At 43.7% G+C, this 24,012-nt stretch carries 18 protein-coding genes; 3 read left to right on the forward strand and 15 right to left on the reverse strand.

Annotation, left to right across the window (positions count from 1 at the left end; genetic code table 11):
* Nucleotides 1-237 (forward strand): transposase domain-containing protein (locus BLW59_RS08260; RefSeq protein WP_175463390.1); only part of this gene is annotated, 237 nt, incomplete at its 5' end.
* A 56-nt stretch (nucleotides 238-293) separates the two neighbouring features.
* Here BLW59_RS08260 and BLW59_RS08265 read toward each other — a convergent pair.
* From BLW59_RS08265 to BLW59_RS17725, 3 genes are read right to left on the reverse strand one after another with little or no spacing between them, the layout of a single operon-like run.
* Entirely contained in the window at nucleotides 294-623 is a 330-nt protein-coding gene (locus BLW59_RS08265) for a helix-turn-helix domain-containing protein (protein WP_074697417.1), read from the reverse strand.
* A gap of 15 nt (nucleotides 624-638) precedes the next feature.
* Complete coding sequence (locus BLW59_RS08270; protein ID WP_074697418.1) at nucleotides 639-1,106, reverse strand: helix-turn-helix domain-containing protein; 468 nt, start codon at nucleotides 1,104-1,106, stop codon at nucleotides 639-641.
* A 60-nt stretch (nucleotides 1,107-1,166) separates the two neighbouring features.
* On the reverse strand, nucleotides 1,167-1,331 hold the full coding sequence (locus tag BLW59_RS17725; RefSeq protein WP_175463391.1) for a hypothetical protein: 165 nt from the start codon (nucleotides 1,329-1,331) through the stop codon (nucleotides 1,167-1,169).
* 75 nt (nucleotides 1,332-1,406) lie between these two features.
* Between BLW59_RS17725 and BLW59_RS08275 the strand changes: the two genes are divergently transcribed.
* A complete protein-coding gene (locus tag BLW59_RS08275; RefSeq protein WP_074697419.1) occupies nucleotides 1,407-2,282 on the forward strand; it encodes a transposase in 876 nt (291 codons plus the stop codon).
* Nucleotides 2,283-2,332: 50 nt separating this feature from the next.
* Entirely contained in the window at nucleotides 2,333-2,575 is a 243-nt protein-coding gene (locus BLW59_RS08280) for a transposase (protein ID WP_413778184.1), read from the forward strand.
* 192 nt (nucleotides 2,576-2,767) lie between these two features.
* On the opposite strand, the gene BLW59_RS08285 is transcribed toward BLW59_RS08280, so the two are convergent.
* The 12 genes from BLW59_RS08285 to BLW59_RS08340 all read right to left on the reverse strand — a co-directional run bounded on the left by BLW59_RS08285 (nucleotide 2,768) and on the right by BLW59_RS08340 (nucleotide 23,980).
* Nucleotides 2,768-4,300, reverse strand: a complete 1,533-nt coding sequence (locus BLW59_RS08285; RefSeq protein ID WP_074697420.1) for an AMP-binding protein — start codon at nucleotides 4,298-4,300, stop codon at nucleotides 2,768-2,770.
* Between the two features lie 21 nt (nucleotides 4,301-4,321).
* Entirely contained in the window at nucleotides 4,322-4,561 is a 240-nt protein-coding gene (locus tag BLW59_RS08290; protein WP_081348458.1) for an acyl carrier protein, read from the reverse strand.
* 31 nt (nucleotides 4,562-4,592) lie between these two features.
* The gene (locus tag BLW59_RS08295) at nucleotides 4,593-7,124 is read right to left on the reverse strand and encodes a heparinase II/III domain-containing protein (protein WP_074697421.1); all 2,532 of its coding nucleotides are present in this window, start codon (nucleotides 7,122-7,124) and stop codon (nucleotides 4,593-4,595) included.
* Between the two features lie 119 nt (nucleotides 7,125-7,243).
* Complete coding sequence (locus BLW59_RS08300) at nucleotides 7,244-7,714, reverse strand: hypothetical protein (protein ID WP_074697422.1); 471 nt, start codon at nucleotides 7,712-7,714, stop codon at nucleotides 7,244-7,246.
* Nucleotides 7,715-7,762: 48 nt separating this feature from the next.
* Nucleotides 7,763-8,689 carry a DUF1796 family putative cysteine peptidase gene (locus tag BLW59_RS08305; RefSeq protein WP_074697423.1) on the reverse strand — a complete coding sequence of 309 codons (927 nt, stop codon included), beginning with the start codon at nucleotides 8,687-8,689 and terminating at the stop codon, nucleotides 7,763-7,765.
* Nucleotides 8,690-8,767: 78 nt separating this feature from the next.
* Nucleotides 8,768-9,832 carry a DUF2971 domain-containing protein gene (locus BLW59_RS08310; RefSeq protein ID WP_074697424.1) on the reverse strand — a complete coding sequence of 355 codons (1,065 nt, stop codon included), beginning with the start codon at nucleotides 9,830-9,832 and terminating at the stop codon, nucleotides 8,768-8,770.
* 53 nt (nucleotides 9,833-9,885) lie between these two features.
* Nucleotides 9,886-15,258: a glycosyltransferase gene (locus tag BLW59_RS08315; RefSeq protein ID WP_074697425.1), complete on the reverse strand. Its 5,373-nt coding sequence runs from the start codon at nucleotides 15,256-15,258 to the stop codon at nucleotides 9,886-9,888.
* Nucleotide 15,259: 1 nt separating this feature from the next.
* Nucleotides 15,260-16,210: a class I SAM-dependent methyltransferase gene (locus BLW59_RS08320; protein ID WP_074697426.1), complete on the reverse strand. Its 951-nt coding sequence runs from the start codon at nucleotides 16,208-16,210 to the stop codon at nucleotides 15,260-15,262.
* A 16-nt stretch (nucleotides 16,211-16,226) separates the two neighbouring features.
* Nucleotides 16,227-20,549: a glycosyltransferase gene (locus BLW59_RS08325; protein ID WP_074697427.1), complete on the reverse strand. Its 4,323-nt coding sequence runs from the start codon at nucleotides 20,547-20,549 to the stop codon at nucleotides 16,227-16,229.
* The gene (locus tag BLW59_RS17730; RefSeq protein WP_074697428.1) at nucleotides 20,539-22,095 is read right to left on the reverse strand and encodes a hypothetical protein; all 1,557 of its coding nucleotides are present in this window, start codon (nucleotides 22,093-22,095) and stop codon (nucleotides 20,539-20,541) included. The genes BLW59_RS08325 and BLW59_RS17730 overlap by 11 nt, the downstream gene beginning before the upstream one ends.
* Before the next feature lie 2 nt (nucleotides 22,096-22,097).
* On the reverse strand, nucleotides 22,098-22,661 hold the full coding sequence (locus BLW59_RS08335; RefSeq protein WP_074697429.1) for an SIS domain-containing protein: 564 nt from the start codon (nucleotides 22,659-22,661) through the stop codon (nucleotides 22,098-22,100).
* Nucleotides 22,658-23,980 carry an HAD-IIIA family hydrolase gene (locus tag BLW59_RS08340; RefSeq protein ID WP_217634611.1) on the reverse strand — a complete coding sequence of 441 codons (1,323 nt, stop codon included), beginning with the start codon at nucleotides 23,978-23,980 and terminating at the stop codon, nucleotides 22,658-22,660. Before BLW59_RS08340 ends, BLW59_RS08335 begins: the two co-directional genes overlap by 4 nt.
* Nucleotides 23,981-24,012 lie beyond the last annotated feature (32 nt).

The raw sequence follows: 24,012 nt of genomic DNA on the forward strand, positions 1-24,012 counted from the left end.
ATAAGAAGCTTCACCATAGGACGTAAAAATTGGCTGTTTTCGGCCTCGCCGAAAGGCGCCGCAGCCAGTGCTGCCGTCTACAGCGTGGTTGAAACCTGCAAAGCCAATGACATAGATCCTTTTAAATATCTGGTCTATTTGTTTGAACGGATGCCCAACATGAATTTCAAAATCCATCCTGACGAGTTGGATGAGTTGCTTCCTTGGAATGAAGAAGTTCAGAAAAACTGTAAGTAAAAAAGCATGGCCATGAACGGTCATGCTTTTTTCATTTACGTGCTACACCAGATGGTTTACCGCTTACGCTCCATCAAAATCTCCTTATGCTCCGGGCTGATGCTTCGATAAATATGAAGCAGCTCCTGCTCATCCTGAGGGGATTCGTCATTGTCACCGGAGCACTCAGCTCCCAGCAGCCAGGACAAGCTGACATTCTCTGTGCTGGCGATACGGACCAGGCCGTCTGTATCAGGCTGCCCTGAGCCTCGCAGCCAGCCCAGCAGAGCATTTCTGGTCACACCGAAGCAACCGGCATACTCAGCCTGTGTCAATTTGCGATTCCGGTCTTTGGCCCGCTTCCACAATTCATTTATCCGTTCATGGAACTTATTCTTCCAAACCACAGAAGCTGCCTCCCCTCACTTCGAGCTCTCTTCACGAGCCGCCTTCCACCGCTTCATCAGACGGGCAGCCAGATTAACCGAGGCATCTATGCCAAACTTCTCTTTCAGCATATCCGCCACATCCTTATGTGTTTGATAGTTGCCGGTGTCCAACTCAGCCCACACCTGCTCCTCGATACCCTCGGTCTTTCTCTTCCGCCCGCTGCCAGGCTTGATGGCGAAAAGCTCGGAGGTCGGCTCCTGCTCCTCCATGGTCTTTCGGAGCGCACGGACGCTCCGAATGCACATGCCCGTGAGCTCCACAATCTCCTCATTGCCCATGCCAGCCACCAGGAGCAGCATGGCAGCCGCCCGCTTGGAAAGGGTAGGCGGCATCAAGGTGCCTAAGAACTCCATGGTGGCAGGCACCCAGGCATCAAACTCACCGGTGTAGTTATAGACGATCTTATGGCGTCCGGCTTTGGTTTTATATTCACTAGCCAACCTCGTTTCCTCCATCAGCATAAGTACCTACTTATCTCATCCTGCAATACCTGCTTGGCCTCACGAAAGCCTGCCTCTATAGTGCCCACCGCCGCCAAGCCTTTTGGCCAGCAGTGACACATCCAGCACCTCTGACCGCATGCGCACGGTAAAGGCAATGGTGAAAAGTCTCCGTCCTTCGACAAAGATCATGCTGCCACCATCATCAAATATTTCGAGGGGCATGGTGCCGGAGGCATCCTCAAGAGCAAGCTTTCCATCATCGGTAAAATCTTCAGCCGTATCTTCTTGGCCGGCTCAATGCACAAAGGTCTTCTGAATACCAAGAAGTTGGTTCTGGCTGGTGACAGCACTCCCGTTGTGGTCTCAAACCGTGAGCGCAGCCACTCGACCTGTGACTGCCATAAGCAGGGCATCGACAAGTGCTGCCACAAGCGCCGGTTCTCCCAGCCTGATGCCAATTGGGGCTGGGATTCGTCCAGAAATTTCTTCTACTACGGCTATAACCTCTATCTCTTCACAGATGCCAACTCCGAACTGCCTGTCTTCCCTGTCCTGGAGCGTGCTTCCCGCCACGACCTTCCTGCCATGCTGCACGGACTTGCCTGCATCAAGACATTCTTCACGGACTTGAATATTTCCGCTTTGATCCTTGATTCTGCACACGATGCAACAGCTGTGTACGAGATGTGCAGCAAAAACAGCATAGCACCCTTCATAGACTTGAACCCTCGCGGTACGAAATCTGCTGAGGACAAGGGATATACCATTGGAGATGACGGTGTGCCAATCTGCCCTCTGGGACTTCCCATGAAGCCCAATGGAACTGACAAGAAGCGGCACAGAGCCAAATATATTTGCCCGAAGACAAAATACGCAGAAAGGCTGTGCCTGTGCGACAATCGCTGCACAAAATCCACTTATGGACGTGTTGTAAATATAAACCTCAAGGATGACCCACGGCTTTTCTGCGACCCTCCACGAGGTTCGCCTCAATGGAAGCAAGCCTACAACAAGCGCACATCTGCTGAACGGGCCAACAAACGCATAAAGATTGACGGACTGCTGGAAGAAGGGCACCGTCGCTCATCCATGATGTGGTATATTCGATTATTCGCCATACTGTCCGTCATTCACATAGATGCTTGGCATAAGCGCAAATGTGAGAGTGCATGAACCCAGCAGCTATGAAGCGGTGGCACGACAATTAGGACGTCATAACGCCAATCTTCAAATTTTCCACCAGTGTCCGTACTGCCTTTTATACTACTAACGCCATTGAGAGCCTTAATTCCTCATACCGGAAGCTGAATCGGCAGAGGAGCGTTTTCCCTAGTTCTCAGGCTCTTCTCAAGGCTCTTTACCTGGCTACATTTGAGGCCACTAAAAAATGGACCGTGCCGATAAGGAACTGGGGGAAGGTAAGGGGAGAACTGTCAATAATGTACCCTGATAGACTGCCAGCTTGATATCCATTGACCATCATAGAAGACCCTATTTACAGAGTTTTCTTCACAGGCTCAAAAATGACGAAATTGCATCAGCCACCGAAAATGCTGTACTTTTAGCTTTTGAATGTCTATTTCAGGATAAGCCTATGCTGGCACTTGAGGGGGCGACTGAATAGTTACCATAATCCTATATATATTCCATTGCAATCCTTATCCATTAATAACATATTCGGCTTCAAGATACTTCCGATCAATTTTCCCATGGGAATTCTCTGGAAAAACTTTCATCTGCACATACCTTCCAGGAAGCATATATTGTGGCAATTTATCTTTAAGGAACTTTCGTATTACACTGTCTAAATTATTCTCTGCTTCATATAGCAACACTATGCGATCTTTTGCACTATCATAAATACAACAAGACCTTCCCAACTGACTCATGCCATTTGCAACTGTTTCGATATCTCCAAGTTCAATGCGATAGCCCATATGCTTGATTTGATCATCTTTTCTGCCAGAAAAAATTAAGCATCCTGACTCATCATATTTAGCTAAATCACCTGTACGATATATAATTTCTGGATATGCAGAATTTATAGGATTCTGCACGAATTTCTCTGCAGTTTTTTCTTTATTATTATAATATCCCAAGGACAACGCTGGCCCACTAATACAGATTTCACCTATCTCATTGACACCAACCAAGTTATCCTGTTCATTTAAAAGATATATATTTACCCCAGGCATCTCCGTACCTAGGGGCACCTGCTCTTCATGAAAGCCTTTCGGAATCTTATAGAAGGTACAATTTCCCGTCATCTCAGTGCAACCATACAAATTCCAGAAATTTATCTGTGGCATATTATCCATCCAATATTTCAGGGCCTTAACAGAAATAGGTTCCCCAGAGCACATCACCTCCTTCACAAATTCTAATTTTTTATGCTTGAAAGCATGCAATGTATGCATAACATGAAGAGCAGAAGACGCCCAAAATAGCACAGAAACGCGGCGTTCATTCAAATAATCCACTAATGCATTTGGAAGCATATAAAGTTTCTTCGGGATAATATTAAGTGTAGATCCGTTTCGCAATGCCGTATAAATATCTTTGTTGGCCATATCAAAATCAAAAGAAACTTGATTGCCTAAAACATCACTGCTACTTAAATGGAAAAACCAAGAAAACATTTCTGCCATAGCAATTATACTTCTGTGAGATTTCACCACACATTTTGGTATTCCAGTAGAACCAGAAGTAAAAATACCACAAACGGGATCACTATCAATAAACTTTCTCCTAACAAATTGCAGACTAACTATATCTAAATCTTCAACTGTCATTTCTTCATAACTAAAGATAGGCACATCAAATAATAAGTTCTCAGCCCCCATACTCACACAAAGCATTGCTCGTGGTTTTATATTTTCCAGCATAATACGCATTCTTTGTTTTGGAATAGATGTATTAATGGGTACGTAAAAATTACCACTTGCAACTACCCCCAAGAACATGAGAATACTCTCCACATTCCTACAAGCGAAAACACATAAAGGCTTATTTTTACATTTTAATCGATGCAAAAGATACGATCCTATCCTATATATAATTTCTTTTGCTTCTATAAATGTCACAGACTTGTTTTCATCAGCAATAAATATCTTGTTCGGATATTTTGCAGCAGTCTCTTCAAGATAGTCAATAACATTACCATTGGCTAGGCTTTTCCATTGTTTTTCCATATATTTCACCTACATATAAATTCATTCCTTAGAGCCATACTTTTGTATAGTTTCCCACATTTTATAAGGAGATGAAAAATTTTCTTCCACAATATCCTCCGGATCAAAATCAATTTTAAATTCTTTCTCTACCATGGCAACAATCTGCATAACGATAAAACTGTCAATAATTCCCTCCTCCATTAAATCTACATCCTCAACTTCTAATATCTCCGGGTTAACTTGATCTAATATTTTTTTAAAATTCTCATTCATCGTCATTTTTATTACCCCCTAAATAAAAACAGTACAATTAATCTTTATTATCAAAGAGAATCTTACCATCACCAAGAACCACAATCAAATTTCCTTCGGAATCAAAATTTACTGACTGTAAATTTTGTTCCTCAAAAGTATGCTTACTGCTATGCAATTCAATGGACGTAACAAATTTTATCTCCAATCCCTCCTTACTATAAGCAAGATTTAATCCACGGCGAGGAATACGCCAATTTTCTATAATAGTGCCACGAGGGTTCACCTCTTCCTCAACTTTATTCATTCCACGATATTCTTCAAGTTCGATGTTCTCTTTTTCCCAATGCTGAAGAATGTATCCATCTATGTCATTTGATGCTGTTATATAAATCTTTGAGGGGACTTCTTTATCAATCTCAAAATCCCCCAATAAAAAGTTTTGGGAAAATTTTCTATTCCTATCAGCCTTACCTTCATCTATTAGAATGAGTATATTAGGCTTTATCCAAAAAAATTTCCTCTTGAGATTTACACCTTCGATGAGATAATGTGAAGTTGGAATAACAACATAATCTTCATGTTCCTCTATTTCCACATCCATAGTTGTCCAATCGCTATATTCTGGAATAACATAATTCATATCATCACATATGAATGCATTATGAGCAATACTTGAATTTGCGTATTCTTCCAAGTTATGCTTCTGTCCAATTCCTCCAGCATCATAAAAGATTTGTGCCCCATCATAATACCAAGTAAAAGACAACAAGTCACAATGTTTTCTATTTGAGTGCGTATTAGCTCCACCATTAATTGTTATATACGAAAGTGATTTATCATCCTCTAAAAAAGCAATATTAGATGTTCTTTTGATAAAATTACATGATATGCGAGGTACAGTCCATCTAGATCTGCACATCTGACCAACAGCAGTATGGCCGACAGGAGGCATTATATCATTTGGTTGCCTAATGTGCTTAACAAAATCTTCTACACGGCCATAAGTCCTTTTTACTTTATGAAAAGATTTATTCACTTCCATTTTATTAGCAGATATAAAATCCATTATATTTTTTATCTCACCATAAATATAATCTTGCATATTTAGTTGCTCACTAATGCAACAACCATTCTTATCAAAATGATATTCATTTAACGCATTTAACATATCTAAAGCAGCCGCATATAACGTTTCATAGACGGATTCGCAGTTCCTATAATAAACAGCTATTATGAGTAGGCCAAGAACCAACTTATATTGCCACTGTATAGGAACCGGTCTTTCCATATTATCGACCATCAAATTTAAACTTTTATCTATTTCATGTAAAAACCACTCCGAATATTGTTCTGAAAGCTTATTCTTGGAGATTTTCTGTAACTCAATAAGATATAAAATGTGTATTAAGAAATCATATGGTTCCATATAAATATTTGGAAACACCTTTAAGTTACGCATATATTCAAAGAAATTATCTAATAACCAATCTAACACCTTAGTCTCAGGATGACGTTTATACCAACGTAACAGTGTCGATTGAAAATAAAAACTCAACATATGCCTATTACGATTTATTTGTCTTACATCCCAAAAATTACTAAATTTTATTGGTTCATCAAAGCCTTCCCATTTTTTATTATCATAATTCTCAACATCCCATAGCCACCCTGATTTTACATAAACATAATTTCTTAAGGCAATTTTATCATCTCTACTGCCGAAAATTATATTTTTTTGTATTTCTAAATTAGGAATCATCCTCTTTTCACACTGCTTACGCAACAATATGCTTTTACATACCTTCCTTATATCGTCATATAAGCGTCCCTTAGGCGATGCTAATGTTTCATCAATATTTAATGGATTATCAGCTAAACCAAGATAATAATTTAAATTTGCTTCTAAAACCAAAGGAAATAAATCACAAATCGTTTGATGGTCTGAAAAAGGATATAACTTATACTCGTATTTGATTTTAAACTTTTCCATATCCCTAAGCATTTGAGGTCCTTCTGACTCATTTTTCCAGTATTGTTCTCCCTCCCCCCAAATTACAAGACATTTTTTATTATATTTTTCTCTCCCATACGATTCCATAACAGAATACAATAAACGGTTCATTTTTTCTTTGCCGCTCACACCCGATTCCCCAGTAGCATATATAATGCTTTCTGACGAATGATTTGAAAATGTATATGGTGGAGCACCACTTATAATATCCCAATTATATTTAATACCATAATATAAAGAAGCATATCCTCCCATAGATGTGCCTATAGCAATAATCTGTTCAATGTCCTGCTCCTCTGATACCTTATCTACCAAATCATAAATAGCTTCATCTATTAATGGTTTCCCATTACACAAAGTCATACGAGATTTAGTATATTCTGCATTTGATCTTAGAAATAGAACATTCACATCTGAAATACGCCTTATCGTGAATAAATATCCCCACTCACCACCACGAACAACACCAGCAGGACCTGGAAACGCAACTATAAGGGCCTTAGATCCCGCATTTGATTTCTGGAAAATATACTCTAACTCGATAGCGTTTTCACTAACAAACTTTGATGTTTTCATAAGAGAATTAACCTCATTACATAACTTTTAGAAAATTATACAAAAATTATATCAGTTTAAACTTTGCCCAACTTAGGCCGACATATACCATAACAAATACATAAACTTTTCATTTATAATCAATATACTCCACCCAACATAGAAATTAGATTGATCAGTTCTTTCTTTTTATATCCATGATAGTCCCAAGAAATTTCTACTCGTATTTTCTCCCCATCTTCCACCATTCTATTATAGACGTAATTCCTATCATGCCACTGAGATTTCAATTCCCAGAAAATCACCTCTTCATTCAACGCTAGGCGAGTATAATCCACCCAAAGGGGAAGTCTCTCTCCTTTGGGCGAACGTCTATCTATCCCCATCAGTCGAATCATCAGTTTACCTGCACCATGACACGTCAATTCAAGTATTTGATGCCTGTCACTCGTCTCCAGAACATAACCGGTACCATTCTTTGAAAACCATTGCGGCTGAGTGATATTGCAATTAGTTCCGACAGCCACCGCTACCTTAACATCATTACCTTCACCCTGATTCTTTATATCTATACGGGCCATTTCAAACCACTTTAATATTGCCGGTTCCACTCAGAGCACAACTTCCTTTCAGAACACTACATAGTTTAAGCAGCACTATTATTCCATACACCCTTTGAGTGCAATATGTTTCAGCACCTCATGCCACTTTTTTATGCTTCCCTTCCAGTAATCACTGATACCTCCAATTTCATTTGTATCATTGAAAGTATAATCCCTTATATGGGCATATTCCTTATCCATCTCCTGAATGTTCATAGGCTCGCCATCTTCCATGTCACTATTATCACGCATATTTATTAACGTGAAGTCCCCATGCGGATAAATCTTATGAACTTCTTCCAGGAATTCACCCAGTTTTTCTGAGTTCTCCGATCTGTTGCACACAAAAAGTACACGTTTGGACTTTTTTAAGACATCTATCAAACGTTTAGCGCGAGGCATCATAACCTTATGAAACTCTCTCTGCCCTTCTTCAAGTGATAACTTTTTAGGAAAGTGGTGAATAGACACTATCTTATTTTTCACATCAGTAACATGTCTATTCTTTTGCAGCCCAGGATTAAGATTCTTGGTACGCTCCTCGTCCTCTGCTACTTCCTGAAAGAAATCGAAGAACTCTGTCTCAAGCAAATGCGCAACTGTATCCAGAGAGTAATCCATCTGCCAATCTAAAGGGAATGCAGCCATTCTCAAATTATGCAATTTCAATTGATGCGCCGGACGACATGCCGGGCCAATGGGGATAATCGCATCGAACTCCTCTCTTTGAGTACTTGACCCCCCAGCTGCACACATAACCATATTTTGCAGTTCTTCTTTCAAATCGTCCAAAATGATGTCGTAGGACATATGCTTCCCCCGTATGCGCTTATAACGTTCCCATGTCCATTTTTCTACGGACTTATCAATAAGGGGCAGCAAGTCCTTTTGTATTCGTTGATATCTCTCCCAGGTCCATTTTTCAACAATCTTGTCTATTTGCGACAAAAGATCCTCATCATTATTTATCCTATTATCACTCATAGTTTTTATACCTTCTATCAATTAAAAAACTATTTCTTCTCAAAAACGTTTATATCAAACCCAAAAGAAAAGAAGTCCTTAATCACATCTCACAGGCTCATCAAATTCCCAGCTATCTTCCTTGATTCGCATCTTATAGCAGTCAATCTCCATTTCATCACATCTTGCTTTTATGAAGGCTATATCATCTTCACCCATATTATTTCCAACATATATTTTAGCAGGCTTAATTTGACGTGATAAAAAACCTCTCAAATCAGCATGAAAACTATGGCAGTTCTCCCTTGTATCCAAAAGGGCTCTCCATTCCTTCTCATATTCCCATTCTTTTGACTTGAACAAAAACCTCTTTATGTATTTATCCCTCTTACTTAAATCACCCAAATCCGTATATCTGGCAATACGTCCATAAACAGCAGGGAATACTACTCCAAATTCATTTGTTATATCATTGATATTATATTCGAGACAAAGCCCTTTATGTTGATCTGAATAATGAGACCACATAAGCATATTATCATGTACCATACTAAAGGAACATATTGCAATCTCTTTATCAAACGCTTCCAAAACAGATTCACTCCACAGCTTCTTATAACTGTTATAAAAAGCAGATACATTTGTTGCCTCTTTCTTCTCAGTTAGATTTAATATCACATCATTCAACAAATGTTCCGTTGCATACTGCTTGCCAAGTATCCTTTCTAAAAAATATACACGAAACTGCAAGTCACCATCCTTATCTCCCCGCATCAACTTCTGCGATAAACGCCCCCATTCTGCTTGATTATATTTTATTTGTTCCGTTAGTGCATACTGCATTTTGGGGAAATATTCAACAATCGTATTCGTATCCACACAACTTATATCTTCATCAACATCCGAAATCACTCTAGAGTCATTCGGATCATTAAAATACTGCGGATATGAAAACCATAATTTGGAATCAATTAGTGATTTTACATGGTGTTTTTGTGAAAATGGCATATAGTGATATAGCTTTGAAGGAATATTGTCATGCCACTTCTCTAAAAATTTATCTCGTTCTGTATTCATCACCTCATTTGGGAGGTTAGGTCTAAATCCATTTTCCATCTTTAAATAATCATCTATATACTCAAGTTTCATTTTGTTATCCATCATGACTTACACCTGTACCTCCCAACACATCATTCTTCTACTCTTAAATACAATGATTACTTTTGCCTATCTAACTCAGCACTTTCTTTCTCCAACGATGCCACAATGTCTTCCTTAATCCTCTCACTACACTTCCCATCGAAATACGGAATGCACTGTTTAAACGCCAGATTTCTCTGCTCTTTATTCTTGTCGATACCCTGGCGGAAGCGTTCCATAAACTCCACCATATCCTGGCAGTTAGTTCCCTGCTCGTAGCTTTCCACCAAAGGACGTACTGCCTCGGTCATTGGCTCATAGAAATCAGCATTGGACATATAAAGCAAAGGCACATCCACTACGGCTGCTTCTATCATGACAGCAGACCTATCTACTATTATGGCATCGGAATTAAGAAGCGACGGACGGTAATCATCGGCCTCATCTATATATACATTATCCTTTTCCGACAAAATGCCCATCAACTCACAGATATCATCCCGTACTTTTTCATCATCATTAAATTCATAAAAACGCGGATGTGGCATAAACACAAAAAACAAATCAGCATATTCTGATTCTAACTTCTTAGCAAATTCTATATACTCCTGAATATCCGGAGTAACCAGAATCACTTTACCATCTTCTTTAATAACCTTAGGAAAATGAACTTTCCAAAGGACAATTTTTCTGCCACTTGCCCTATTCAACACTTCACTATGCATTGGGAATTTACTCTTATCCCAAAGCGCATCAAACCTCGGAAGTCCTAAAGCTACAATATCTGTTCTATGATGTATATGGCAGAGGTAGTCACGTCTCATAGTATTCGAAAAAGTAAAGACCTTCCATGCAAATTCTATAATTGGATTTTCAAAATGGTCATGTCTGGCTACTCGTGTATCAGCAATCTCTATTCCATAGGGTATATAAACAACTCTATAACCTTTAAGATTCAAATTCTTACTCTTAAATTTCTCGCCCCTATTGCTGTCATAAGCGGTTTGTAAGAAAACAACATGTGGATTAAAATCATCAATATCAAATTCTTCCCAGGGAATATATTCATACCCCATTTCATCCAGATACTCCCTGGAAGTCTCCACTTTTATGCTTCTGTCAATTTTCTCATCATAACAGACTAACTGCACATGAAATCTTGGATCTGCTGAAATTGCGCGATATAGTGGTTCTTGTGCAGGCCAAAAAGATGCAACCTGTAGAAGGAATACCACTCGAATTCCTAACTCAGGATAATATGGTATCAATGCAGTCCTTCCCTTTAAATCAATTCTGCTACGCTGATAACGTTCCCAAGTCCATTTCTCAACATTTTTACTGAGTGCTGGTACCATACGCTGTTCCATACGTTTGTACCTTTCCCAAGTCCATTGTTCTATGCTTTTCTTTATTTCTGGTACCAAATCTTTTTGTATTCTCTTATATCTCTCCCAGGTCCACTGTTCTATTTTCCTCTCAATTCTCTTTTCCAATTCCTCACTAAACTTATCAGCCCAGTATGGCAGACTCTCTTTTTCATGCTTTGTAATAATCCCCTGATAGAAAATATCACTCAAAGAGCGAATATAAGTATAATCTTCTTTTTTCCAATTTTTATTTTCTTTTAACCAGAAATATTTTCCAGCCAAAGCCTGTAACAAATACTTAGGATGGAAGAAACCAACGTCTTCATTACGTTCCCAAATTTTGCGCATTATTTCCTGAACCCTTGGAAGTTCATCTTCCTGATTGTTATTAGTAATAGGATTACGCCAACCATTCAAAAGATGATAATCATAAAGAGACAGACGGATATCCAAGGTACTTTTCAAAATTTTAGCAGTGATATGTCCACTTTCCTCGGCCAAGTCTGCAATCGCTTCGCTCTTAATAGCATTATTATCATTATAATTCACCAAAACTTCTGGAATATTAGCAATATCCATAAACGAAATAGCCTTAGCCCATAAATCCCATTCTTCTGCCTGTACATGAGAATCATAAAATAAATTATTCTCCAATAACACATCTCGTCTATACATAAGTGTTGAAGTGCACAGGTCACACCAAAAGATCATTCTGCACCGTAGAAGTTCGGGATTCGTAGCTGTCTCTTCAATCCACTCGCTCTTACCGTAATGATTCTGCCACCCACCTACAACACCAACCTTAGGACTAGCCTCCAAAAAAGCTACTTGCTTAGCAAAACGTTCTAGTACATATGTACCGTTAACATCGCAACGAGCAATATATTTTCCTCTAGCCTTCCTAATGCCAAGATTTAACGATTCAGAAAGACCAAGACTTTTTTCAGCCTGAATTAAACGTATGCGCCTATCATTTAAAGCATACATACTAACCAGTTCTACCGTCCCGTCATCACTACCAAAGTCATTCACCACTAGGAGCTCCCAAGCTCCAAAAGTTTGGGCCTGTATAGAGTCAATAATCTTACAAATATCTTCTACATTACGAAAAGTTGGCAAGATAGCACTAACTACAGGTTTATCGTTGTTTGCATCAACATTTAGCGTGATATTTTCTGTAAACTCCAATCGACAGCTTTTCCTTATCCAATCCCACCGCTGATTCAATACTTTACCTAGTGCCTTGGGTTGGAAAAATCTCCTTGCGTTGTTACGACTTTCAATTTCCCTTAATAGTCCATATCCCTGCTTTAAAAAGAATGCTTTTCGCTTTGAAAAATACCCCTGTTGCAAATTTCTCCAATTTGCAAAAAGCGCTCTGTCATACTTATCAACGTTAACACCAATATTGCTCAGCATACGCATGCTAAGCATACGCACCTCATTTCGCAATCTTGCGCCCTTATCAATACTAATATTTCCAAATCCCCAACGATGGGTAACCAACGGTTCTGGAAGGTTAGCCATAACGGCTCCTTCCATCATAGCTCTTGTCCAAAGTTCATAATCTTCACTGAGATAAGCATGATCATACCGCCAGCCATGTGCATCAAAATCTGCCTTACGGATCATAACACCACAATGGCTGATTTCACAGCCAAAAATCATAGCCGCCTTTAATTCTTCAGGTTCAGTTGCCACTTCTTGTACACAAGACCTATTGGTGGTTAGTGACCATTGCCAGCAACTCACCAAGCTCACATGAAGGTTTTCGTTTAGGTATGCCACTTCTTTAGCAAATCTCTCCGGTTCTGATGGATCATCCACATCCACTCTCGCCACATATTCACTTTCAATAAGATCCAAACCCAGATTCAATGAAGCAGCCAACCCCAGCCTACGCTCTGCCTGGACAAGCACAATTCTCTCATCCTGCAGCGCGTAATCCATGATTATTTCTGCACAGCCATCATCACTGCCAAAATCATTGACAATATAAAATTCCCAATCAGTAAAAGTCTGTGCCTGAATGGATTCGATGGACTCCCGAATATATTTTTTGCCATTAAACAGCGGCATCAATGCCGTTACCTTGGGTATTCTCCGCTCCCCAGCCTCTTTTTCCTTGCGGAAAATATGATAAGGCATAGTAAGCTCAGGCTTGAAGTCCTCTGCAAAAATATCCTCAAGAGTCTCTATGCGGCTGGTGTCAAGATCCTGCCAATTAACGTCATGCCTTACCTGGCACCATTTTCTGGACAGCACATCCAGCAATGCCATTGGAGCATAATATTGCTTTTCATCATTAGCCCGCCAAATATCTTGCAAAATGCTGCTAAGACGAGAGATTTCCTGCTCACGCTTCCAATCCTGTGCCTTGCCAAGAGGATTTACCCAATCATTCAAAAGCTTCTGGCTGGAAGGAGAAACAGAAACTCCCAGTGCCTGCTCCAGTACCTGGGCAGCTATTTTACCGCTCTCTTCTGCTGCCATAGCCAGATTTTTCTTGGTAGCAGACCCACCTTCCCTTGCAACCAGCACCAGAGGAAGATTAGCTACCTCCCCGCAAAGAGAAGCCCTGGCCAGGAAACCATAATCCATGTCCTGAGCCTCTGTATCATAGGCCAGACCATCTTCAAAGAGTTTTTTGCGCAGCATCAAAGTTGCGGGAAGCATATCTCCATAGAATATCAGCCTGGCTTTAAGGATATCATTATCCTCAACGATCTTCTGGATTCTTTCACCATGAGCGTCATTTATACGCTGCCAGCCACCGCAAATAACAACCTCCTCATGTTCATCCATGTAGGCAACCTGTTTCTCCAGTCTCTCCGGCACAGATACAACATCAGCTTCCATGCGGGCGATATACTGGCCAGAGGCCATGCCAACCCCAGCATTGATGGCCTCAGTTTCCGTTCTCTCCTCTTCCATGGGCAGGTAGGAAATTCTGGCATCATTTTTGGCATACATGGCAGCTATCTCGCCGCTGCCATCTTCCTGTCCTGCCACCTGCATAAGAAGCAGTTCCCATTCGCCAAAAGTCTGTGCCTGCATGGAATCAATGGCTCGGCTTAATGTCCCGGCACACTTGCCCACCGGCATAATCACGCTGACTTTTGGCGCCTTCGCCTCAGCAAACTTGCCATACTGTCCTGCCACAAACTCCAGGCCACAACTTTTCCTTATCCAGTCCCAACGCTTGAAAAGAACTTTTTCCAGGGCTGGCTCGTCAAACATTTTCTTCTCTTTGTTTGCCTCTGCCATTTCCTGCAGGAGCAAATAACCACGCTTCAAGAAATTCACAGGATGCTTCTTGGCAAAACCTTCAGGACGATTCCGCCAACCGGCAAAGAGAGTAGGACTGTAGTCAGCTATATCAATACCCAAAGCAGAAACATTCCGCATAACCAACTGACGGGTTTCTGCATGCAACCGCTCTCTGGTACCCATATCCATACCATTGCTCTGGGCATAGCAAGAAACAAGGGCCTCAGGCAAGTTTGCCATTAAAAGCCCCTCCAGCATTGCTCTTCCCCACAGCTCATACTCACTAAGCCATTTCGGGTCATAAAGAAGATTCTTATTGTCAAAATCTGCTTTTCTCAGCATGACACTCTGATGATTGATTTCACAGCCAAAAATCATGGAAGCGCGCAGTCCCGCCTCATCACAAATAGCCTTGAGTAAAGAACTACTGCCCTCGTTGTTGACCATATTTACCGAAGAACTGCAAAAACTAACTTCAGGATGTGCTTCCAGAAAAGCCAGCTGTTTTTCCAGCCTGTCAGCCGCAAAAACTGCTCCCACTTCTGCTCTGGCTATGTATTCCCCCTGAGCATTTTCAAAACCCAGATTCATCATCTCAGCTTGATTGCCCCATCCATCTGACATTTGCAGCATAATACGACTATCTTTATCTGCATAGCCCTGCAATGTCTCCAAATTTTCTGCATCCAAATCAGATGCATACACTACACGAAGTTCCCAATCCGCCACAGTCTGCCCTTGTACGGACTGCAAAGTTTCTTCAAGATATTCAATGCCACGCAAAACAGGCATTAACACTGTTACTTTAGCCAATTTACTTACCCCCAACAGATCTATCACTCTTATCCAACAGGCTTATTATTTCCTCATATTTACCGTTATGTACAAGCAATATCAAATTGTCTTGATACCATTTTTCCGCCTTGCCTTTTGCTTCCGAAATATAATTCCATATAAGAATCGACTTGTATCCATGAGCTCCAAATTTTTCTTCCCAATATTCCCTTGGCTGCTCATTGATATGATCATCGCCGCCTTGTCCTGGGTGTGCGGCAGAGAAGAGAATAATATCAGATGCGCGGCAAAGGCTTGCCACGAAAGTATCTGCTGACTCCGGGCGAAGATGTTCGGCCACTTCCAACGACATAGCAAGGTCAAATTTTCTCTCTAAAGTCACAGATTCCTGCAAGTCTGTAGGTCTAAAATCACCCACAGGAATCATGAGCATGCTTTTGGGCACCCATGGACCATCCAATCCTAGAATCTCCTGAGAACCCAAAGCGCTTGCCACCCACAGCCAAGAACCTATACCGCAACCAAAATCCACGATACTCTTATGTGGAAGCCATTGAAATACTAACCGAAGAATGGCAATAGCAGAATGAACTGACCCGTATCTGTTGCGCAAATAGAAATCGAAATCATACACAGCAGAATCCCCAAGAGAATCCTTCATCATTTCCGGCCTTATTTCGAAAAGAAGATTCCATATTAGCCCCTCGATGCGCAGGTACCTATTCCAAGTCCATTTCTCTGATATTTTATCAATATCTTCAGTAACTCTTGGAAGAAGTTGCTTCTCAATGCGCTGATACCTGTCCCAAGTCCATCGCTCTATCCTTTTGTCAATCTCCTTATTGAGTCTTGGAAGGAGCTGCTTTTCCATGCGTTGATATCTGTCCCAAGTCCACCGCTCCACAGACTTATCTATAGCAGCCAAAAGCTGCTCCCTTTCGCTCAAAAGTTCGTCCTGCTGATTCTCCATTGCCTCTCATCCTTCTTTAGACATATATACAAGCCATCAGATACTCGTCATAATTCATGATTTTTTCCAATGGTACTTTCAAATCCTCAACCAGCTGATGATAAATGGCATTAAAGTAACGCTCTGTAGCAATAATCACATAATCGTAATCCATGTTTGGCAAGTCACTTGGAGAAACTATCTCAATACCATGCTTCTGCTGTCCCTGACATTTCTTGTTATTATCCGTATAGGCAATAATATTTCCGCATTCATGTCCTTCCAGATGTCTGACACAGTAGTCTCCAATGTCGCCTATTCCAAAGATAACCAGACGAGTATCCTTGCTTACCATCCTCACAGCCCTGCTATTAGACGGTTCTATTACGGACTGGCAAAGGTCTTCCTTTATCCTGTGCCCTATCTGCCCATCCAGCAGTGGCAAACATGCCTCCGACGCAATGTTAGCTGTCAATTGCCGGGCAATTTCCTTATCTTGAATTTGGTCGCAGAACATAGCCATATCTTCTGCCTTGGTACCGCATACATAAGAATCAAGCAGTTTCTGAATCGGTGCTGTCATGGGTTCTCTATAATTGGCGTTATAAAGGTACAGCACCGGACACTTCAGGGCAGCTACCTCCACCATAACTGCACTGCGGTCAATCATCACTGCGTCTGCATGCATAAGTGTATGACGATAGTCATCTGCCATATCCACATATACATTGTCACAGGTCTTTAAAGCCTCCAACAGCCTGACTGCCTTTTCACGCAGATCTGGCTCAATGGTGCTGTCTGTATACTTGGGATGAGGCATGAAGATAAAGAAAAGCTCCTCATGTGTGCGGATATATGAAACAAATTTCAAAAATTCATCCAAATCTGGTGTGGCCTGCAGTTTCCTGCCACCACTGGGAAACACCTTGGGGAAATGTGATTTCCAAAGAATCACCTTGCGCCCACCTATTTTCTTCTGCAACCCATCAGGAAGCGGAAAGCACTCCCTATGGGCAAAGGCGTCAAATCTTGGCAACCCCAATGGGCGGACTGCTGCAGCATTGGTGCACTGCTTTTTGTATTCCTCCTCCATGGCCTCCGACATCACATAGATGCGGAAAGCATTAAGTACAGGTGGCAGGGTGAAATGTTTATAACGCGACTCCATCGTATCTGAAATCTCTACCCCATAGGGAATATAAACAATGCGTGCGCCATTTCGCTTGTACCTCATAGTCCAATATGCCAGTGGGCGATGCCCTTTGTCATAGGGTGTCTGATAGACCATGTAGTGAGGACGGTACTCCAGCACCTCCTGGGGAGAAAAGATCTGGTAGGAAAGCCCCATCTCCTCAAGAAATTCACGGCCATTTTCCATCTGGGCCTTGTCACCGCAGGAAAGATCATCAATCCAAAGCAAACGCACCTCAAACCTGCTGTCGTTCAGACACTCATTGTATAGGGATTCCCAAGAAGGCCAGAATGATGGCACCTGGAACACAAATACAATGCGTATCTTCTCCTGCAAGGTAAGCCACAGCTGATCCATCATGCCAATCTTTTCTTGCGGGATTCCTTTATCCATCAGCCTGCTGCGTATTTCCTGGAAATACTTGCCCGTGGAAATGAGGATTCTGTCATAAGCCAGATTCTCCATCTGAGATAACTCCAACATGGGAAACTCTTTAGTTCTGACCTTAGCATCCATAACCCCAAGGATGTTATAACCAGCAGCTACAGCCTGTCTGCCCCACTTGCCCAGCATCCGCTGATAGGACTCGCCTAAACCATAGAGGACAATCCTGCTGCCCTGAGGCAGACTTAGCAGATTCTTTAGCATCAGGCTGGCTCCCTCGCAATCTTTATCCAAGCGTCCAAGCGAGGCAAAACAAGCTGCTAAATTTTCCCGGAAAGTCAGGCTGCCTTGCACATTATATTTTTTGACCAGCCAGAACATTTCCCACATGCCGGTCTGTCTGGCTGTCTCGTAGTAGAACCAGCGGAATCTCCGCATCAGCATCCTGACAAAAGCCTTATTATCGGCAAAGCCGCAAATCCTGTTGGCTTCATCCATACGCTGAAGAAGGTCTACTTCTTCCAGCAGCAGATCGATGAGCTGCCCTTCTGCAAGCCTGCTGGGGAATCTGCGCCAGGAGCAAAAAGCTTCAGCGCTGTAACTGCTGCAATCAACCTTCAGGAAATGTTCTACATTGTGCCGGATCCTAAGAGCAAACTCCTCCGAGAGCCTGTTTCCTTTCTCCAGCGAAATATTGCCAAAGCCGAAACGGTGCTTTACCAGAGGCTCATTGATATTACTCATGCTGGTCTTGTCCAGAATGCGCATCCAAAGATCATAGTCCTCTGCCAGCTTAGTGCCGTCATAGAACCAATCGTTCTCTGCAAAAAGCTGCCTGCGCAGCATCACCGAAGTATGGCTCAGCTGACAGCCAAAGAGCATCTCGGCTTTCAGCAGTTCCGGCTCTGACGGAGCATATGTCACATCAGTCTTCTCTGGGGTAACAGACTCCTGCAAAGTGCCACACAAGCCAATCTCAGGATGGGCTTCCAGATATTCCACCTGCCGCTCCAGCCGCTGAGGACTGGATACATCGTCGTCATCCATGCGAGCAATATACTTCCCCTTGGCCACACGGATACCTTTATTCAGAGATTCTGCCAGTCCCAGTCTGCTGTCATTGAAATACAGATGCAAACGGCTGTCCCTGTGGGCAAAATCCAGCAGTGTCTCCACCACTTTCATATCTGCCCCGTATTCCACCACCACAAGCAGTTCAAAACTGCAATATGTCTGATCAAGTATGGACTGTACAGCCTCAGGAAGGTATTCCTTCCAACCAAATACCGTCATGACCACGGATACCAGCCCCAGGCATTTGCAGCTTTTCTGCTGTTTGACCAGAGTCACTGCCTGATCAAAGCCCAGAATTTTTTCCCCAGACCAGCCAGTCTGCCGTAGGATACCGTAATTCTCAAGGAAGCCATTTTCTGCGGCCAGCACCGCATAGTCAAAATCGTCAGCAACTACAGAGCTGACATCTTCTGCCAGATACTTAAGGGAAATGGATTTATCCCTCCGCGCTTCAAGCTGCGCCAAGGTGAACTTATATGCCTCTCCCGCACCAAAGACGACCAGCCTTGTGTTGGGAAGGAATCTATCTGGAAGGCCGACAGGTTCACTATTCCGTGCGCCATTCCACAGGCAATCTAGTATTCTCTGTGCGCATCTGCCATCCAAATAGGGCACGCATTTATGAAAGGCTTTCTGTCTCTTTTCTCTGCCCTCATCCTCTCCCCGAAGCAGTCTGTCACAAAAAGCAGTCATATCCTCAACTACGGATCCCTTCTCATAGGATTCCAAAAGAGGTTGCACGGGCGCTGTCATAGGCTCATCATAGTCCGCATTGCACATATAAAGGACAGGGATTCCCTTCAAACCTGCCTCCACCATGACTGCACTACGGTCTACGATAATGGCATCCGCCCGCAATAGTGAAGGACGGTAGTCCTCCTGCTGGTCTATATACACATTGGACAAATTGCTCAACGTATCCAAAAGCCTTCTGGCTATGGCTCGCAGCCGGGTTGGCACAGACTTGCCCACAAATTTTGGATGCGGCAAGAAAATGAAGAACAAGTCCTCATGCTGACGCACATATTCAACAAAAGCCAAATATTCTTCCAAATCCGGCGTGGCAGTCTTCGTCTTACCATCTTCTTGGAATTCCTTGGGAAAATGAGCCTTCCAGAGAACAACCTTCCTGCCATCAATCCTGGATTCAAGGTCCTCATGCAAAGGAAATTCTCTCTGCAGGGCATCGAAGCGAGGCAAGCCTGTGACTTGCACAGCATCTGGATTAAGACAGTACTTGAGATACTCTTCCCTCATGATTTCGGACATAACGAAGATTGCCTGGGCATTCCTCACCAGAGGCTGAGCAAAGTGCATATTTCTGGACTCAGGCGTATCAGAAATCTCGATACCATAGGGAATATAAGCAATGCGGCTGCCCGCCAGACGATAGCGGGCAGACCAAGCCTCAGGCAGACGATGCCATCTCTCATAAGGTGTCTGATAAAGCAGCCAATGAGGAGCAAAGGCATTGATGGCCTCATTGGTGAAGATCTCATAGGATATCCTCTTTTCACGCAGGAACTCTTCCCCGTGTTCCATCTGATCTTTATCCCCTGCTTCTTCACTCCAAGGCACCAGAAACAGGCAGGCTTCAAATCTACTGTCCTGCTTGATTGACTCCCAGACGCTTTCCCAAGAAGGCCAAAAGGAGCCTGCCTGAAAGATAAAAGCCACCCTAACCTGGCCAACACGATGCCTATACTCCATGGTGAATTGAATCCTCCCAATTCTCTCCAGCTCTTCTAATCTCACATACAAACTCATCCAGCCGCCAAATCTTCCGCTCCTCCAGCCGCATCTCATAGACCAGAGACTTCTTGATTTCGTGATAGAAAAAATCCGACATGATGACCAGGGCATCATAATCCATTTCCTTCAGCTGCTCGGGGGGAGCTACTATATAGCCGCAGAATTCCTTTCCCCAATTCTTCGGGTTGGAGTCAATGACGGCGGCAATCTCAATGCCTTTTTGCCAGTCCTTCTGCTCCAGATAGTAGCGGCAGATGCGGCCTGTGGCATAGAGGGCTATGCGTGGAATTTGGCGGGGCGCCTCCTGCAAACCTGCCAGCACATCCTCCTTGATGCGGAAACCGCAATTGCCATCGGCTTTGGGAAACTCCTGCTCAAGAGCTTCCTTGTAGCCCAGATACGCCTCTGTTTCTCCGGCCTGCACCGATGCCAGGAACTTCTCCATATCTTTGGCCCCGGTGCCCTTGGCAAAGCCTCCGGTCAAAGCCTTGACAGGCGGTGTCCACACTTCCCTGTAATTCTCATTCTCCGTGAAGAGGACAGGCACGCCGGTCATGGCTGCTTCCACCATGGTGCCGCTTCTGTCAAGCATGATGGCATCTGCCGAAGCAAGAGCCGGACGATAGTCGTCCCCCTCGTAAATCAGGACATTCTCCTGACTGCGCAGCAGGGCCACCAGAGCCACAGTCTTTTTGATCAGCTCATCATCCCCCTTCACATCATAGGCCTCGATGCCATGGAGGATCTTGGGGTGAGGCAGGAAAATGAACTCCAGATTCTCATAGCTGTCCAAGCTTCTGGCAAAATCCAGATACTCGTCAAGATCCGGGGTGATCATGACCCGCTCGCCCTTGTCTATGATATCCTTGGAGAAGTGCATCTTCCAAAGCACAACCTGCCTGCCCTGTGCATGAGCCTTGGCTGCTATGGGCAGGAGCTCTTTCGTCCCGCCCGACCAGTAGTCAAACTTAGGCGAACCCAAAGCCCTCACTGCCCTGTAGTTCATGCAGTGCTTCTTGTATTCTTCCGCCATGCTTTTCGAACTGGTGTAAATGCGCCAGCAGTTTTCCACCACGAAGTTCTGGAAGTGGTCGCGGCGGGCGGTAACTGTATCTGCTATCTCGATGCCGTATGGAATGTAGACCACCCGACTGCCCTGCTTCCTGAAACTCAGGGCCAGCATGTCCGGAGTGTGGAAGGTCAGGTCATATGGACTCTGCATGAAGACCACATGAGGCCTGTAACCCCTAAAGTCAAAGTCCTGATCCAGCTCATAGGCATACCCCTTTTCTTCCAGAAAGCTTTTGGCAGATACCAGCTGGGAGCGCTCGATGGCTCTCCTGCTCATCAGCACCAGACGTACATCTGCCCGCTTGTCCTTTTGAAAAGCCTCGTAAACAGACTCCCAGGATGGCCAGAAGGAAGCTACCTCGAATAGGAAGAGGATACGTGCCTTCCCCCCTTGGTTATAAGGGATATATGTCTCAAGAAGACTGCTGCTCAACTTCACTCACCTGCAAGTATATACATCATCAAATGGTTGAGTATAAGGTGGACATCCTCGGCAATCTGCATATTATCCACATTCACATGGAGGCTATAGTCAGCCATCTCTTTCAGTTTGCCGCCAGAGTAGCCGGTCATAGCGATGGTTTTGGCCCCCTTTTCCTTGGCATAGGCAAAAGCCCGTACCACGTTCTCGGAGTTGCCGCTGCCGGAAATGCCGATGAGCACATCACCTTTCTGCAGTTTGTTTTGCAGGGGGATGACGAATATATCGTCATAGCTGATGTCGTTGGCAATGGCCATCATGACGGCCACATTGTCGCTGAGGCATTCAAAGTTGTATTTAGTTTCCTGATTGAGGCTCACGCCTTTGTTGAAATCGCATACCATGTGGGAGGCCGTGCTAGCGCTGCCGCCGTTGCCACAGGTGAAGATGCGGCGGCCATTCAAGCGGGCTTCCTCCAGCAGGTTCATCACCTGGTTGATATCCTCCTGGGATATGGTGTCCAGCACCTGCTTTTCCTGGTCGATGTATGAGCTTATCTTTTTAGTGTAGTCTTTCATTGTGGCTTCCTTTCTGCTAAAATCTTTTTCACTGCATCCAACAGGTTTTCTGCTTCCAACTCTGCCTGCACTTCGTACTTGCCGTCTTTCCCTGCCTCACCTGTCTTCACCAAAGCTGTATGCAGCCCTGCATTCTGCCCGGTCTTGATATCCACCGTGGTATCCCCTACGAACCAGGAGCTCTTTATATCCACGTGGTGCTTCTCTGCCATCTCCTCCACCATGCCCGTGTCAGGCTTGCGGCAGTGGCAGGGAATTTTGTAAGCGGGATTTTCCTCGGGATAGCCCTTGTCCGGATGGTGGGGGCAGAAAATCATATCGTCGAGATATGCCCCCTGCTCACCCAAGAGGACACTAAGCTTCTTGTGGATTTCCCGCACCTCTTCCATGCTGCAAAGTCCACGGGCCACCACAGGCTGATTGGTGACAATGATGGCCAGATAGCCTGCGGCATTCAGCAGGGCGATGGCTTCTGCTACACCTGCTTCCAATTCCAACTCTTCTGGGCTGCTGATAAGGCCCTTGTAGATATTGAGGGTGCCATCCCTGTCAAGAAATACGCATTTCTGAGGACTCTCAAGATTCCTGCTCTGCCAGACGCCCTGCAGGAGCTCCCTTTCCACGGCCCGGAATCTCTTGGGCGTGCCTGCATCCTTGACATACTCTGTAGTACGATAGCCGTATATTTTCCCATCTTCCAGCGCAGATCTGAAAAGTTCCTTTTCCAAATCCAGCGGAGCAGGCTCACCCAGGGACTTTATGACCTCATTTGCCAGCACATAGATGCCTGCGTTGACACAGTTGTCATAGTAGTAATCCCTCTGATTCTTGGCGAAATCAAAGCGCAAGACCTTGCTGTTTTCATCCATGACCACCAAATCAGAATCCTGGGGATGGGCATTGGGATGCACCAGCAGGGTCACTCCTGCCTGCTTTTCCTCATGGAAGCCCAGAAGCCTGGGCGCATCTATGTCAAACATCACGTCACCAAAGACCAGCAGGACATCACTTGCCCCCACCATGTCTTTCAGATAGCACAAAGCGCCGCCGGAGCCTAAAGGCTCATTCTCCTCCACATAGCTGATATGTACGCCAAAGGCTGTGCCATCACCGAAGTAATCCTTGACCTTCTCACCTAAATGCCCGATGATGAAAACGAATTCTCTGATGCCGTATTTTTTCAGGTTCTCCACCTGCCACTGAATCATGGGTTTGCCGCCCAGCTCCAGCATGGGCTTGGGTATCCTGTCGCCAGTGAGTTCCCTCATGCGGGTGCCCTTGCCCCCGGCCTGGATGACTGCTGTATACTCTCTTGTCAATATGCTCTCTCCCAACAAGTTGCGGCTGCTGC

Origin of the sequence: Selenomonas sp. KH1T6 (assembly GCF_900108415.1) — a bacterium.
Classification (GTDB): domain Bacteria; phylum Bacillota; class Negativicutes; order Selenomonadales; family Selenomonadaceae; genus Selenomonas_B; species Selenomonas_B ruminantium_A.